Origin of the sequence: Streptomyces sp. Je 1-79 (assembly GCF_025195125.1) — a bacterium.
Classification (GTDB): Bacteria; Actinomycetota; Actinomycetes; order Streptomycetales; family Streptomycetaceae; genus Streptomyces.
In genome coordinates this window covers 195,521-210,970 of record NZ_JAMGSL010000006.1, presented here as the reverse complement: position 1 = coordinate 210,970, position 15,450 = coordinate 195,521, and the positions used below count along the sequence as shown (strand labels likewise).

Sequence of the window (15,450 nt, the reverse complement as noted above, 5' to 3'; positions counted from 1 at the left end):
ACCATGACCTCCGTGACCTTCCGTATGCCGCCCGAGTGGGCCCCGCACGAGCGCACGTGGATGGCCTGGCCCGGCCCCAACCCCACCTTCACCAACGACGAGGAGCTGGCCGAAGCCCGCACCGCCTGGGCCTCCGTGGCCCGCGCGGTACGCCGCTTCGAGCCGGTCACGATGGTGGTCGGCCCCGGCCAGGCGGACTCCGCGCGGGCCCTGCTCGGCGACTCGGTCGACCTGGTGGAGCGCGAGCTCGACGACGCCTGGATGCGCGACATCGGCCCCACCTTCGTCACGAACGGCACCGAGCTGGCCGCCGTCGACTGGGTCTTCAACGGCTGGGGAGCGCAGGACTGGGCCCGCTGGGAGCACGACTCCAAGATCGCCCGTCACGTGGCCGACCTCGTCGACGTGCCGGTGCTGAGCAGCGCACTTGTGAACGAGGGCGGCGCGATCCACGTCGACGGCGAAGGAACGGTCCTGCTGACCGACACCGTCCAGCTCGGCTCCGGCCGCAACCCCGAGTGGACCCGGGCGGAGGTCGAGGCGGAGATCCACGCGAAGCTCGGCACGACGAAGGCGATCTGGCTCCCGCACGGTCTGTCCGGCGACTACGGCATGTACGGCACCCAGGGCCACGTCGACATCGTCGCCGCCTTCGCGAAGCCCGGCGTCGTGGTCGTCCACAGCCAGCAGGACCCGGCCCACCCGGATCACGAGCGCTCCCGGATGTACGTCGACATCCTCAGCCGCCAGACGGACGCGAAGGGCCGGCAGCTGGAGGTCGTGGAGATCCCCGCCCCGACCGTCCTGAAGGACGAGGAGGGCGACTGGGTCGACTACTCGTACATCAACCACTACCTCTGCAACGGCGGTGTGGTCCTGTGCGGCTTCGACGACCCCCACGACGAGATCGCGGCGGGCATCTTCCGCCGGCTCTTCCCGGAGCGGATCGTGACGCTGGTCGACGCGCGCGCCATCTTCGCGGGTGGGGGCGGCATCCACTGCATCACGCAGCAGCAGCCGAAGGTCTGAAACCGCCTGGTACGGGCCGCGGGCTCTGTGACAGCCTGCGGCCATGCCCCTGATCCCGCACGAGGGCGGCTCCTACGCCCTCCAGATTCTGTACTCCGTACCCGACGACGCCTGGTACCTGGAGCTGGACCACCTCGCCGGGAACACGACCGTGCTGACGGCCGTCGTCCCGGACGAGGACCCGTCGCGGGAGCCCACGGTCTGCGTCGACCCCGTGTCGGGGCACCACCGGATCCCGTACGACGTCATGCGCTGGTTCATGGAGCAGGTGGCCGAGGAGATCCGCACGTCACGGGGGTGGATGCGGCTGAGGCCCGACCTCGTCGACATCATCCGCGCGTTGCGCGAGGAGTACCTCGGCGTCATCGACGACGAGCGGTTCGGGCCCGTCCTGGCGGAACTGCGGGCGACCGTGCCCGCCGGCGATCTCCCCGCCGTCCTGGAAGCCGCCTTCGGCCGTAGCGCCGACGGGAGCGTGAGGTAGAACAGACGAGTGACCCGTATCGATCCCGCCGCCCCCCGGCGACGCAACAACGCCGCTCCTCCCCGGGAGGAGCTGCTCGCCGCCGCCATGGACACCATCGCCGAGCGCGGGCTCGACGGGCTGACCATGGCCGGGCTCGGGCGCGAGGTCGGGATGAGCAGCGGGCACCTCCTCTACTACTTCCGCACCAAGGACGAGCTGCTGCTGCAGACCCTGGAGTGGAGCGAGGGACGGCTCGGCGCCGAGCGCAGCGCGCTGCTCTCGCGGCCCGGGACCGCCCGTGAGCGGCTCGACGGCTACGTCGGCGTCTATGTCCCGGACGGCCCCCGCGACCCCCACTGGACCCTCTGGCTGGAGGTCTGGAACCGGTCCCAGAACGCCGACGACGACGCACGCGCCCGGCAGGCCGCGATCGAGGGCGCCTGGCACCGCGACCTCGTCGCCCTGATCGCCGAGGGCGTCTCGCGCGGGGAGTTCCGGCCGGTCGACCCCGACCGCTACGCGACCCGGATGCGCGCCCTGCTGGACGGGTTCAGCGTCCATGTCGCGGTCGGCATCCCCGGCACCGGCCGCGAGCAGGTCCGCGCGCACGTACGGGAGTTCGTCGCCGAGACCTTGTTGCTGCGCACGTGACGCACGCACTCCTGTTCGGCGAGGGCTCCGACGGGGTGCCCGCATCCTGAGACCGGCGTCCCGGGTTCCGTCGGTATGTGGCAGACTGCCGACGTGCTCGCTACCACGATGATTATGGGCAGCAGCGCGCCGGTCCGCAGTGGCCGCTGAACCGCGACTCGACCCCCGCGGCAGTGGACACCGTGCCCCAGACCCGCGCGCAGACCTCTCGCACCCGCGAGAGGTTTTTTCGTTTTCCGGCCCCACCGACGCCGGAAACGGACAGCGCGTGAGAATGGGGGCAAGTGGATCCAGACCTTCCGGAGCCACATCCGACAGGAGCCATCAGAGCCATGACCACGGAGACCGACGAGAGCTCGCGCCTCGACGACAGCTTCCATGTCTTCGACACGACGCTGCGCGACGGCGCGCAGCGTGAAGGCATCAACCTCACCGTCGCGGACAAGCTGACCATCGCGCGGCACCTGGACGACTTCGGCGTCGGCTTCATCGAGGGCGGCTGGCCCGGCGCCAACCCGCGCGACACGGAGTTCTTCGCCCGTGCCCAGCAGGAGATCACGTTCAAGAACGCGCGGCTCGTCGCGTTCGGCGCGACCCGCAGGGCCGGCGGCCGTGCCGCCGAGGACCCGCAGGTCAAGGCGCTCCTGGACTCCGGAGCCCCCGTGATCACCCTGGTCGCCAAGTCGCACGACCGGCACGTCGAGCTGGCCCTTCGCACCACCCTGGACGAGAACCTGGAGATGGTCCGCGACACCGTCTCCTACCTGTGCTCCCAGGGCCGCCGCGTCTTCGTCGACTGCGAGCACTTCTTCGACGGCTACAAGGCGAACCCGCAGTACGCCAAGGACGTCGTCCGCGCCGCCTCCGAGGCAGGCGCCGATGTCGTGATCCTCTGCGACACCAACGGCGGCATGCTCCCCGCCCAGGTCCAGGCCGTCGTCGCCACCGTCCTCGCCGACACCGGCGCCCGGCTCGGCATCCACGCCCAGGACGACACCGGCTGCGCCGTCGCCAACACCCTGGCCGCCGTCGACGCGGGCGCCACGCATGTCCAGTGCACCGCCAACGGCTACGGCGAGCGCGTCGGCAACGCCAACCTCTTCCCGGTGGTCGCGGCCCTGGAGCTCAAGTACGACAAGCGGGTGCTCCCCGAGGGCGCGCTCGCCGAGATGACCCGGATCTCGCACGCCATCGCCGAGGTCGTGAACCTGACGCCCTCCACGCATCAGCCGTACGTGGGTGTCTCCGCCTTCGCCCACAAGGCAGGGCTGCACGCCTCCGCGATCAAGGTCGACCCCGACCTCTACCAGCACATCGACCCCGAGCTGGTCGGCAACACCATGCGGATGCTCGTCTCCGACATGGCGGGCCGCGCCTCCATCGAGCTGAAGGGCAAGGAGCTCGGTGTCGACCTCGGCGGCGACCGCGCCCTGGTCGCCCGGGTCGTCGAGCGGGTCAAGGAGCGCGAGCTCAAGGGCTACACGTACGAGGCCGCCGACGCCTCCTTCGAGCTGCTGCTGCGCGAGGAGGCGGAGGGCCGGGCCCGTCGTTACTTCCGTACCGAGTCCTGGCGCGCGATCGTCGAGGACCGGCCCGACGGCACCCACGCCAACGAGGCGACCGTGAAGCTCTGGGCCAAGGGCGAACGGATCGTCGCCACCGCCGAGGGCAACGGCCCCGTCAACGCCCTCGACCGGGCGATGCGGGTCGGTCTGGAGCGGATCTACCCGCAGCTCGCCAAGTTCGAGCTGGTGGACTACAAGGTCCGCATCCTGGAGGGCCGCCACGGCACCGAGTCCACGACCCGTGTCCTGATCACCACCAGCGACGGCAACGCCGAGTGGTCGACGGTCGGCGTCGGTGAGAACGTGATCGCCGCGTCCTGGCAGGCGCTGGAGGACGCGTACACGTACGGACTGCTGCGCGTGGGGATCGATCCCGCGGAATAGGGCCATTACTGCCATTACCTGGCGTCCTCAATGTCTCGTAATGACCCAATCGGGGTAGTTTCGATGGTATGAGGACCAGGCCGTTCCACCTTCTGTCGGCCCTCGCCGGGCTGGCGCTGCTGCTGCTCCTGGTCCTGGCCCCCTCCGCGGGGGCCGGGACCACCGGGATTCCGGACGTCGGCGCGGCCCTGAAGCAGGGTCCGGTGTACGTCGACCCGGGCGCCGCCGACCAGCTCTCGTCGTCCGAGGCGGCCGCCCTCGCCCAGAAGATCGAGGACGCGGACAAACCGCTCTTCATCGCCGTGCTGCCCGCGACCGACGAGTACCCGTCCGAGAACCTCCTGCGGAATCTGCGCACCCAGACCGGGGTGACGGGGCTGTACGCCGTCCGGCTCGGTGACGGGTTCGACGCCGCCGCCGACCGTACGGTGATGTCCGCGAACGCCGTGGACAACCTGGTCACCTCCGTACGCCAGCCCGGGGTGGACGCGGCCACCGAGCTGAACAACTTCGTCGACCAGGCCCTGCCGACCCTGCGCGGCAGCGCCCCCGCCTCCTGGGGCTCGGTCGGCGCCGACGACGGCGTCCCGGTCGGCGGACTGATCACCCTCGGCGCGGTCGTCGCCGCAGGTGGCGCGGCTGCCTACGCGATCGTCCGCCGCAACCGGCTCCGCAAGCAGGCCGAGGAGCGTGAGGCCCTCGACAAGCTCCGGGTCGTCGTCGACGAGGACATCACGGCCTTCGGCGAGGAGCTCGAACGCCTCGACTTCCACCCGGGCGAACCCGGCGCCGACGACGCGATGCGCGGCGACTACGAACGCTCGCTCGACGCGTACGACAAGGCGAAATCCCTGATGGGCTCGGCCACGCACCCGCACGACGTCCGGGCCGTGACCAAGGAGCTGGAGGACGGCCGCTTCTCGCTCGCCGCCCTGGCCGCCCGCCGCGAGTCCCGGCCGCTGCCCGAGCGGCGCCCGCCCTGCTTCTTCGACCCGCGCCACGGCCCCTCCGTCGAGGACCGGACCTGGACCCCGGCCGGCGGAGCCGCCCGCGAGGTCCCGGTGTGCGCCGCCGACGCCACCCGGCTCGACGACGGGCAGGACCCCTTGGCCCGCACCGTCGAGACCGAGACCGGCCGCCGCCCGTACTGGGAGGCGGGACCGGCGTACGGCCCCTGGGCCGGCGGCTACTTCGGCGGCGGCATGCTCCCGGGTCTCCTCGCGGGCACCCTGCTCGGCTCGATGCTGGCCACCCCCGCCTACGCCGGCGAGTACGGCGGCGGTGAGTTCGGGGGCGGCGACGTCTCCGGGGCCGACTTCAGCTCCGGCGACTTCGGATCGGGCGATTTCGGCGGTGGTGGCGGTGGGGGCTTCGGTGACTTCGGCGGTGGCGGCGACTTCGGCGGCGGCGGGTTCTAGACCAGGGGCTTCACCGACATCAGCAGGTGCTGGTGGACCCCGTCCGCCCGGTCCGTGATCAGGGCGCGCTGCCCCGGCCCCAGCAGGTGGAAGCGGACCGAGTCGGTGTCGAAGGAGCCGAGCGCGTCCAGCAGATACCCCGGGTTGAACGCCACGGTCATCGTCTCGGCCCCCTGGAGGTCCGCCGCGAGCCGCTGGGAGGCGATGTCGTCCTCGTAACCCGCCTGAAGGTGCACGGTGTCCGCACCGAAGGCGAGCTGGACCGGGCTGTCGCCCTCCGCGACCACCGCGACCCGCTTCACGGCCTCGACCAACGGTGCCCGCCCGGTCACGGCGACGGCGTGCTCGCCCAGGGCGAAGAGCTTGTCGTGGCGGGGGAGACGGCCGTCGAGCAGCCGGGTCGTCGTCCGCGTCCCCTCGCTCTCGAAGCCGATCGAACCGCCGTCGAGGGCGAGCCGGACCGGCCCCGCCGAGCCCAGCGAGCGGGCGATCTCGGTCAGCCGGCGGGCCGGCACCACCACGTCCGCGCCCCCGGCCCCCTCGGAGACCGCGTCAGCGCCGTCCTCCGGCTTCCACTCCAGCGTGCGGACCGCGTATCGGTAGCGGTCGGTCGCGGCCAGCGTCATCGTCGTACCGTCCAGGGCAAGACGTACCCCCGTCAGGACCGGCAGCGAGTCGTCCCGCCCGGCCGCCACCGCCACCTGCCCGACCGCCGCCGCGAACGCCGCGGCGTCCACGACGCCCCGGAACGCCGGCAGCCCGGGCTGCGCCGGATAGTCGTCCAGCGGCAGCAGGGAGAGCCCGAAACGGGCGTCCCCGCCCCTCACCGAGAGCCGCGCCCCCTCGATCCCGCACGCGACCGGCCCCTTGGGCAGCACCTTGCAGATGTCGAGCAGCCTGCGTCCGAGCACGAGCGCCCGGCCCTCCCGTACGGTCTCCGCCTCGACCTCGATACGCGCCGACGCCTCGTAGTCGAGGCCGGAGACGCGGAGCCGGCCGTCCCCCGCCTCCAGGAGCAGTCCCCCGAGCACGGGCACGGGGGAGCGGGCGGGGAGGACGCGGGCCGCCCAGGCCACGGCGTCGGTCAACTCACTGCTGTCGATACGGAATTCCATGGCGCCGACGCTAGCGGCCCGCACTGACAGAGCCCCCTCGCGCGACCTCCGGGAAGCGCGACCTCCGGGAAGCGCGGCCTCCCGGGAACGCCGAGCGCCCGCCCTCCGTCGTCACGGAGAGGCGGGCGCGCTCGTGTGTGCCCCGATGGCGGGTCTCAGGCTCAGGCAGCGGTCTTGATCGCGGAGATGTCGAAGTTCAGCTTCACCTTGTCGCTGACCATCACACCGCCGGTCTCCAGCGCCGCGTTCCAGGTGAGGCCCCAGGCGGAGCGGAGGATCTCGGCCGAACCCTCGAAGCCGACGCGCTCGTTGCCGTAGACGTCCGTGGCCGAGCCGTTGAACTCCAGGTCGATGGAGAGCGGCTTCGTGACGTCCTTGATCGTGAGGTCACCGGTCACGCGGTACTTGTCGCCGCCCAGCTGCTCCGCCTCCGTGGAACGGAAGGTCATCAGCGGGAACTGCTCGGCGTCGAAGAAGTCACCGCTGCGCAGGTGGTTGTCGCGGTCGCCGATGCCGGTGTCGACGGAGGCGATCCTGACCTCGATCGAGGCGGCGGAGGCGCCCGGGTTCGCGCCGTCGAGGTTCAGGGTGCCCTCGTGCTCGGCGAAGGTGCCGCGGACGTTGGTGACCATCGCGTGACGGACAGTGAAGCCGATGCTGCTGTGGGCCGGGTCGATGGTGTACTCGCCGGTCAGCGCGGCGAGCGCCGGGTCGACGGTGAGGGTGGCGACGGCGGTGTCGGTGTCGTTGCTCTTGCGGCCGAAGATGCCCATGACGTGCTCCTTGGGGACGGTGCGCGGGGGTGGCGCGGAGGCTTGTGATGCGTTTCGTTGAACCTTCAACGAGAACGACGATAACCCTATTCCGTTCAACATTCAACATCCTGGTCCGATGTCCACCCGCTTGGACTAACCGAAGGGGGTTCTTGGACTGCCGGGGGCTCCGGGCCGCCATGCCGTTGACGGTGTCCCGCCGGGGGGCCCAACTAGTCCCCATGCCCCTCCCCAAGTCGCCAAGAATCCGTGCCGCCTGCGCGCTCGCCGCCGCGTCGTCCGCCGTGTTCGCCCTGTCGGGACCCGCCCTCGCCGAGCCGAGGACGCCCGCCGGGGCCGACGCCGCCGAGGCCCGGATCCGCTCCGCGCAGCTCTCCGTCAGCGTCGCCGAGGACTTCCCGCGCGTCCTCTCGTACACGGACCGCGCCACCGGTGCCCGGCTCCTCGGCAGTACGGCGCCGGTCGCACAGGTCGTCCTCAACGGCACCGCGTACGACGTCCGGGCCACCGGCGCCCCCGTCCTGAAGGACTCCTCCGCCGCGTACACCCTGGCCTTTCCCGCCCTGCCCGGGGTCGAGATCGACGCGAGCATCGGTGTCAGCGGCCGCGCCACCACCTTCAAGGTCACCGCCGTGCGGGACACCGCCGCCTTCCGGGTCGGCACGATCGACATACCCGGCCACGACCTGGTGTCCGTCGGCTCCTCGGACGCCGGCGCCGAGACCGCCTTCACCCGGCTCGACCCCGACTCCACCCGTACCGCGGACGTCTTCGCCGACATCACCGACGCCACCCCGGCCGAGCCCACCGCCACCGGGGCGAGCTACGCACTTGTCAACACCGGCGCCCTCGCCGCCGCCGTCGAGTCCAACTCCAGCTACGACAAGCCCTCCGGCGCGAGCGCGCGCGACGGCGCCCGCTTCTGGCACCAGGCCCGCAAGAACGGCACCGAGACCCGCGTCGGTGTCTGGTCCGGCCAGTGGACCTACCGCGGCGAGGGCGCCCCCGCCCCCGAGAGCGGCAAGAACCTCCCCTGGGCGAAGGTGGTCGTCACCCCCGACGCCAACGGCGACGGGAGGACGGACTGGCAGGACGGCGCCCTCGCCTTCCCCGCCATCGGGATCAGGACGCCCGGCGGCGACGAGACCCCCGACCGGGTGGTCGCCCACATCCCGTTCAACTTCGCGTCCCACGCCACCCACCCCTTCCTGCGCACCCTCGACGACGTCAAGCGGATCTCCCTCGCCACCGACGGACTCGGCCAGTTCGCGCTGCTCAAGGGGTACGGCTCCGAGGGCCACGACTCCGCCCACCCGGACTACGGCGGCAACTACAACAAGCGCGCCGGCGGTCTCGCCGACCTCAACACCCTCCTCAAGGAGGGCAGGAAGTGGGGCGCGGGCTTCGGCGTCCACGTCAACGCCACCGAGTCGTACCCCGAGGCGAAGAACTTCAGCGAGACCCTCGTCGACAAGGCGAAGCCCGGCTGGAACTGGCTCAACCAGAGCTACTACATCGACCAGCGCCGGGACATCAACAGCGGCGACCTCGCCCGCCGCTTCCAGCAGCTCCGCGACGAGACCGACCCCAACCTGTCGATGCTCTACATCGACGTCTACTACACCCACGGGTGGATCGCCGACAAGACGCTCCAGGCCGTGCAGTCCCAGGGCTGGAACGTCGCCACCGAGTGGTCCGAGAAGTTCGAGCGGGCCTCGCTCTGGTCCCACTGGGCCAACGACCTGAACTACGGCGGCGCCACCAACAAGGGCCTCAACTCCCAGATCGTCCGCTTCATCCGCAACGGCGAGAAGGACGTCTGGAACAACCACCCGGTCCTCGGCCAGACCGCCCTTGAGGACTTCGAGGGCTGGACCGGCGAGACCGACTGGAACCACTTCTACGCCAACATCTGGCAGAAGAACCTGCCCGCCAAGTACCTCCAGCAGCAGCGGATCACCCGCTGGAACGGCAACGACCTCACCTTCACCGGCGGCGTCCGCGGCACCGTCGAGGACGGCCGGCGCACGTTCTACGAGAACGGCCGCAAGGTCCTCGACGGCGAGAACTACCTGCTGCCCTGGGACGGCGGGAAGAAGCTGTACCACTACAACAAGGCGGGCGGAAAGACGAGTTGGGCGGTGCCCGGCAACCGCTCGTACAGCGTCTACAAGCTCACCGACAACGGCCGCGTCAAGACCGCGACGGTACGGCCGAGCGGCGGCACGATCACGCTCGACGCCGCCGCGGGACAGCCCTACGTCCTCTACCCCGACCGCGCCCCCGCGCCCCGCGACCCGCGCTGGGGCCAGGGCACCCCGGTCGAGGACCCCGGCTTCAACGACACCGCGCTCGCAAGCTGGTCCAAGGCGGGCACGGTCGCCCGTGACACCGACGGCCAGGGCCGCAACAGCGCCGAGCTCACCGGCTCCGCCACCGCGTCCGTACAACAGCGGATCACCGGCCTCACCCCCGGCGGGCGCTACACCGCCTCCGCCCTGATCGAGGTCGAGCCCGGGAAGACCCGCCCCACCACGCTCTCCGTCGGCGGGAAGTCCGTCACCGTCGAGCGTTCGGCGCTCCCGGACCAGGTCGCCGCCTCCGACTGGAACGGCACCCGCCTCCAGCGCGCCAAGGTCACCTTCACCGCCCCCGCCGGCGCCACCACCCTCAAGGTCGAGGCGGCGGGCGGCTCCACGGCCACCGTCCGGATCGACGACGTCCGGGTCGTCGCCAACGACCCGGCGACCAAGGCCGGCGCGCTCGCGTACGAGGACTTCGAGGCCGTCGACCAGGGCTGGGGCCCCTTCCTCAAGGGCGACTCCGGGGGGACGACCGACCCGCGCACCCACATCGCCCAGCTCCACGCGCCGTACACCCAGTCCGGCTGGAACGGAAAGCTGATCGACGACGTCATCGGCGGCGCCGAGTCGCTGAAGTCCCACGACGAGAACAGCGGCCTGGTCTACCGCACCGCGCCCTGGACCGTCCCCATGAAGGACGGCCGCGCCTACCGCGTCGCGTACGACTACCAGTCCAGCCACGCGGGCGCCTACGAGTGGGTCACCGGCTACGACCGTCACGACGGGACCCCGGTGGAGACCCGCCGTACGCCCGTCGGGCAGCAGCGGACCACCGGGCACTTCTCCGAGACCGTCACGGCCGGCTGCGGCGACACCTGGACCGGACTGCGCAAGCGCGCCGACGCCCCCGAGGGAGCCGACTTCGTCCTCGACTCCTTCACCGTCACCGACCTCGGCCCGGCGCCCGAGAAGGCCGCCTGCGGCACGCTCGCGCTCGCCGCCCCCGAGACGCTGGAGCCGGGCCGCCCGAACCAGGTCACGGCCACCTTCACCAACGACGAGGCGGCCGCCGTCGCCGGGGCCACGGCGACCCTGGAACTCCCCGAGGGCTGGACCGCCGTGCCGGCCGCCCCCGTCGCGCTCGGGACGGTCGAGGCAGGAGCCAGGGCCACCGCCACCTGGCAGGTGACGCCCCCGGTGGACGCGGCCTACCAGTCGTACGGACTCGGCTCGACGCTTACGTACACCGTCGGGGGAGAGGCCCGGAAGCTGACCGCCGCCACCACCGCCCGCACCCTGCCTCCGCCTCCCACCACGGACAGCTGGGCGAGCGACCTGGACTGGACCTCGGCCACCAACGGCTGGGGACCGGTCGAGCGCGACGGGTCCAACGGCGAGACGGGCACCGGCGACGGCGGCCCGCTGCGGATCGGGGGAGTGACGTACGAGAAGGGCCTCGGCGCCCACGCCCCCTCCAAGGTCCGCTACTACCTGGGCGGGAAGTGCACCACCGTGACCGCCGAGGTCGGCGTGGACGACGTCCAGACCAGCCGCGGCACCGTCACGTTCGGCGTCCTCGCCAACGGTACGGAGAAGGTGAAGTCGCCGGTCCTCAAGGCGACGGACGCCGCCTGGCCGCTCACCGCCGACGTGTCCGGAGCCACCTACGTCGACCTCGTGACCGGGGACGGCGGGGACGGCAACGGCAACGACCACGCGGACTGGGGGAACGTCAGGTTCCACTGCGGAGGATCCCACTAGAATCCGGCCGCGGATCCCGCCCCGGTTCCGCCGGGGCGGGATCCGCGGCGAGGTGGCCGCGCAGGGGTCTCTGTGGGAACCCCACAAGAGCGAGGGGTGTCTGGCTGTCGACTCGGCCGGTGCCGGACACGGTTCTGTCTTACTCCACCAGGATTCGACTCGGGAGACTGTACGGAGTCAACGGCGGGATTTCCTTGCTCGGCTTCGTAGGGTCGGTACATGACCGTTGTGGACCAGATCCCGAGCGAGCCGACCGAGGCCAGCGCGCCGACCGACGCCCGAGGCCGTGTGGCCGAGCTGCACGCCCTGCGCGAGGAGGCGCGGCGCGGACCGAGCGACCGCGCGACCGAGGCCCAGCACGCCAAGGGCAAGCTCACCGCTCGTGAGCGCATCGAGCTGCTGGTCGACCCCGGTTCCTTCAACGAGGTCGAGCAGCTGCGCCGGCACCGCGCCACCGGCTTCGGCCTGGAGGCCAAGAAGCCCTACACCGACGGTGTCATCACCGGCTGGGGCACGGTCGAGGGCCGTACGGTCTTCGTCTACGCGCACGACTTCCGGATCTTCGGCGGCGCGCTGGGCGAGGCCCACGCCACCAAGATCCATAAGATCATGGACATGGCCATCGCGGCCGGCGCGCCGCTGGTCTCGCTGAACGACGGCGCCGGCGCCCGTATCCAGGAGGGCGTCTCCGCCCTCGCCGGCTACGGCGGCATCTTCCAGCGCAACACCCGGGCCTCGGGTGTCATCCCGCAGATCTCCGTGATGCTCGGTCCGTGCGCGGGCGGCGCGGCCTACTCGCCGGCCCTGACAGACTTCGTCTTCATGGTCCGCGAGACCTCGCAGATGTTCATCACCGGCCCGGACGTCGTCAAGGCGGTCACCGGCGAGGAGATCACCCAGAACGGCCTCGGCGGCGCGGACGTGCACGCCGAGACCAGCGGCGTGGCGCACTTCGCGTACGACGACGAGGAGACCTGCATCGCGGAGGTGCGCTACCTCCTGTCGATGCTGCCGCAGAACAACCGTGAGAACCCGCCGACTGCGGCCTCCGGAGACCCGGCGGACCGCCGCTCGGACGTCCTGCTCGACCTGGTGCCGGCGGACGGCAACCGTCCGTACGACATGCACAAGGTGATCGAGGAGCTCGTCGACGAGGGCGACTACCTGGAGATCCACGAGCGCTGGGCCCGCAACATCATCTGTGCGCTGGCCCGCCTGGACGGCCAGGTCGTGGGCATCGTCGCCAACCAGCCGCAGTCGCTGGCCGGCGTCCTGGACATCGAGGCCTCGGAGAAGGCCGCCCGTTTCGTTCAGATGTGCGATGCTTTCAATATCCCCATCGTCACCCTTTTGGACGTACCTGGCTTCCTGCCGGGCGTTGACCAGGAGCACGGTGGAATCATCCGCCACGGCGCGAAGCTGCTGTACGCGTACTGCAACGCGACCGTGCCCCGGATCAGCCTGATCCTGCGCAAGGCGTACGGCGGCGCATACATCGTCATGGACTCCCAGTCCATCGGCGCCGACCTGACGTACGCCTGGCCCACCAACGAGATCGCGGTGATGGGCGCCGAAGGTGCCGCCAACGTCATCTTCCGCAAGCAGATCGCGGAAGCCGAGGACTCCGAAGCCATGCGGGCCCGCATGGTCAAGGAGTACAAGGCCGAGCTGATGCACCCGTACTACGCCGCGGAACGCGGTCTGGTCGACGACGTGATCGACCCCGCAGAGACGCGGGAGGTCCTCATCAGGTCCCTCGCCATGCTGCGCACCAAGCACGCCGACCTGCCGTCCCGCAAGCACGGCAACCCGCCTCAGTAAGAGGAGCGCATCCACGTGACCACGCCTGCCACAGCCAACCTTCTCCGAGTCGAGAAGGGCCACGCCGATCCCGAGGAGCTGGCCGCCATCACCGCGGTCCTCCTGGCCCGCGCCGCCGCCCAGCCCGCCCACGACGCGGTGGCGTCCGCCCACGGCCGCTCCACGGCCGGCTGGCGCCGCCTGGAGCGTCAGTCGGGCTTCCGCCCCTCCCACTCCTGGCAGGGCTGACCCCGCCGCACCGAAGGCCCCGTCTCCGCCGGAGACGGGGCCTTCGCCATGCCGGGGGCCGTACCCGGGGCCCATACCCGGGCCGCAGCCGGCCGACGGGCAAGGCTCCCGCGGCCACCGGACGGCCCTCGCGGGCCGGAGAACGCCGTCCTGGTACGGAGAACGCCCCGCAGGCCCGAGAACGGCGTGCGGGCCCGAGAACGGGTGCGGGCCCGAGAACACCCCCAGGCCCGAGAACGGCGGGCGGGCACGGCGAAGGCCCCGCGCACCGGACCGGTGCGCGGGGCCTTCGCCGTACTGCCGTGGGGACGGCTACCGCAGGCGGGCCATGAGGGCGTGCTCGACCAGGGTGATGAGCGCGCTCTTGGCGTCCGCGCGGTGGCGGGCGTCGGTCGTGATGATCGGCGTGTCCGGGCCGATCTGGAGGGCCTCGCGGACCTCCTCCGGGTTGTACGGCTGGTGGCCGTCGAACCCGTTCAGGGCGATGACGAACGGCAGGCCGCTGTTCTCGAAGTAGTCGACCGCGGGGAAGCAGTCGGCGAGACGGCGGGTGTCCACGAGCACGACGGCGCCGATGGCGCCGCGGACCAGGTCGTCCCACATGAACCAGAAGCGGTCCTGACCGGGCGTACCGAAGAGGTACAGGATCAGGTCCTGGTCCAGGGTGATACGGCCGAAGTCCATCGCGACAGTCGTCGTCGTCTTGTCGCCGGTGTGAGTGAGGTCGTCGATGCCCGCGGACGCAGACGTCATGACGGCCTCGGTACGCAGCGGGTTGATCTCCGAGACGGCGCCGACGAACGTGGTCTTGCCCACGCCGAAGCCACCCGCCACCACGATCTTCGCGCTGGTGGTTGAACGGGCCGCGCCGCCGCTAGAGCTTGCGAAGTCCACTGAGCACCCTTTCGAGCAGTGTCACGTCTGGCTGACCGCCGGCGGCCTCGTCGCCGCCGGGCTGGTGGATGGCGACAAGTCCGGCCTCCGCCAGGTCGGCGACGAGGATACGGGCAACGCCGAGGGGGATGGAGAGAAGTGCCGAGATCTCGGCCACCGACTTGATCTCGAAGCACAGGTGGCAGATCCGCTGGTGCTCGGGCAACTGCCCCTGCAGCCGGGCGGGATCGGCCGTCGTGCTGACCAGCGCCTCGATGGCGAGCTGGTAACGCGGCCGGGTACGGCCGCCGGTCATGGCGTACGGGCGCACGAGCGGGTTGTGGTTCCCGCCCTGCCGGCCCGAGCCGCCCGCGTTCCGCTGGGCGCCGGGCCCGCCCGCGGACGCCGAAGGCGCCTGCGGGGGCTGCTGCTGGTAGGGCTGCTGCATGCCCTGTCTGCTCGGGGCAGAGGGGAAGTTGAACCGGTTCTGCGCGGTTTCTCCCTGCGCGTGCGCGTCAAAACCGTTGTACGGGTGTCCGCCCGGGGGTGTCCCCACGTCTCCTCCTCCGACTGCCTCGCGGTCCATGTCCCTGTGGAGCCGCGCCACCGCACCTTACGGTGCGGTGGCGTGAAACGCACTGTCTGTCTGTTAGTTGAGAAGACTTCCCTGCAGTTCCGCGCGGAGGTCAGGCGTCAGGACACTGCCCGCGCGATCGACGAGCAGGGCCATCTCGTAGCCCACGAGACCGATGTCGGCCTCGGGGTGGGAGAGCACGGCCAGCGAGGAGCCGTCCGAGATCGACATGATGAAGAGGAAGCCGCGCTCCATCTCCACGACGGTCTGGTTGACCGCACCACCCTCGAAGATGCGGGACGCGCCCGCGGTCAGCGAGGTCAGTCCGGAGGCGACGGCCGCCAGCTGGTCGGCTCGGTCCCGGGGGAAACCCTCGGACATCGCCAGCAGGAGTCCGTCGGCGGAGACCACCACCGTGTGGGACACCCCAGGGGTGTTGTCCACGAAGTTGGTGATCAACCAGTTCAGATTCTGCGCCGCCTGGCTCAT

13 protein-coding genes are annotated in these 15,450 nt (G+C 71.1%); 8 read left to right on the top strand and 5 right to left on the bottom strand.

The annotated features are described in order from the left end of the window. Window positions 1-12 precede the first annotated feature (12 nt). The 5 genes from M5362_RS13910 (at window position 13) to M5362_RS13890 (ending at window position 5,513) form a co-directional block, all read left to right on the top strand. Window positions 13-1,029, top strand: coding sequence for an agmatine/peptidylarginine deiminase (locus tag M5362_RS13910; protein WP_260228052.1), 1,017 nt, complete (start codon window positions 13-15; stop codon window positions 1,027-1,029). A gap of 43 nt (window positions 1,030-1,072) precedes the next feature. Then, window positions 1,073-1,513: a hypothetical protein gene (locus M5362_RS13905; RefSeq protein ID WP_260227802.1), complete on the top strand. Its 441-nt coding sequence runs from the start codon at window positions 1,073-1,075 to the stop codon at window positions 1,511-1,513. An 87-nt stretch (window positions 1,514-1,600) separates the two neighbouring features. Beyond that, window positions 1,601-2,146 carry a TetR/AcrR family transcriptional regulator gene (locus tag M5362_RS13900; RefSeq protein ID WP_374214469.1) on the top strand — a complete coding sequence of 182 codons (546 nt, stop codon included), beginning with the start codon at window positions 1,601-1,603 and terminating at the stop codon, window positions 2,144-2,146. Between the two features lie 332 nt (window positions 2,147-2,478). Next, window positions 2,479-4,095 carry a citramalate synthase gene (cimA, locus tag M5362_RS13895; RefSeq protein ID WP_260227801.1) on the top strand — a complete coding sequence of 539 codons (1,617 nt, stop codon included), beginning with the start codon at window positions 2,479-2,481 and terminating at the stop codon, window positions 4,093-4,095. A 68-nt stretch (window positions 4,096-4,163) separates the two neighbouring features. Then, window positions 4,164-5,513: a hypothetical protein gene (locus tag M5362_RS13890; RefSeq protein WP_260227800.1), complete on the top strand. Its 1,350-nt coding sequence runs from the start codon at window positions 4,164-4,166 to the stop codon at window positions 5,511-5,513. Here the strand turns inward: M5362_RS13890 and dnaN are convergent. Together dnaN and M5362_RS13880 are read right to left on the bottom strand one after the other, a co-directional pair. Continuing rightward, on the bottom strand, window positions 5,510-6,628 hold the full coding sequence (gene dnaN, locus M5362_RS13885; protein WP_260227799.1) for a DNA polymerase III subunit beta: 1,119 nt from the start codon (window positions 6,626-6,628) through the stop codon (window positions 5,510-5,512). The genes M5362_RS13890 and dnaN overlap by 4 nt on opposite strands. Window positions 6,629-6,789: 161 nt before the next feature. Next, a complete protein-coding gene (locus M5362_RS13880; protein ID WP_260227798.1) occupies window positions 6,790-7,401 on the bottom strand; it encodes a YceI family protein in 612 nt (203 codons plus the stop codon). A 221-nt stretch (window positions 7,402-7,622) separates the two neighbouring features. Between M5362_RS13880 and M5362_RS13875 the strand changes: the two genes are divergently transcribed. From M5362_RS13875 to M5362_RS13865, 3 genes are all read left to right on the top strand, one after another. Further along, complete coding sequence (locus M5362_RS13875) at window positions 7,623-11,465, top strand: endo-alpha-N-acetylgalactosaminidase family protein (protein WP_260227797.1); 3,843 nt, start codon at window positions 7,623-7,625, stop codon at window positions 11,463-11,465. Between the two features lie 219 nt (window positions 11,466-11,684). Further along, complete coding sequence (locus M5362_RS13870) at window positions 11,685-13,286, top strand: acyl-CoA carboxylase subunit beta (protein ID WP_260227796.1); 1,602 nt, start codon at window positions 11,685-11,687, stop codon at window positions 13,284-13,286. A gap of 15 nt (window positions 13,287-13,301) precedes the next feature. Next, a complete protein-coding gene (locus tag M5362_RS13865; RefSeq protein ID WP_260227795.1) occupies window positions 13,302-13,514 on the top strand; it encodes an acyl-CoA carboxylase subunit epsilon in 213 nt (70 codons plus the stop codon). Window positions 13,515-13,826: 312 nt separating this feature from the next. Here M5362_RS13865 and M5362_RS13860 read toward each other — a convergent pair whose 3' ends face one another. From M5362_RS13860 to M5362_RS13850, 3 genes are all read right to left on the bottom strand, one after another. Further along, complete coding sequence (locus M5362_RS13860) at window positions 13,827-14,408, bottom strand: ATP/GTP-binding protein (RefSeq protein ID WP_050791473.1); 582 nt, start codon at window positions 14,406-14,408, stop codon at window positions 13,827-13,829. Beyond that, window positions 14,389-14,943, bottom strand: coding sequence for a DUF742 domain-containing protein (locus tag M5362_RS13855; RefSeq protein WP_260227794.1), 555 nt, complete (start codon window positions 14,941-14,943; stop codon window positions 14,389-14,391). The genes M5362_RS13860 and M5362_RS13855 overlap by 20 nt, the downstream gene beginning before the upstream one ends. 93 nt (window positions 14,944-15,036) lie before the next feature. Next, entirely contained in the window at window positions 15,037-15,450 is a 414-nt protein-coding gene (locus M5362_RS13850) for a roadblock/LC7 domain-containing protein (protein ID WP_147980024.1), read from the bottom strand.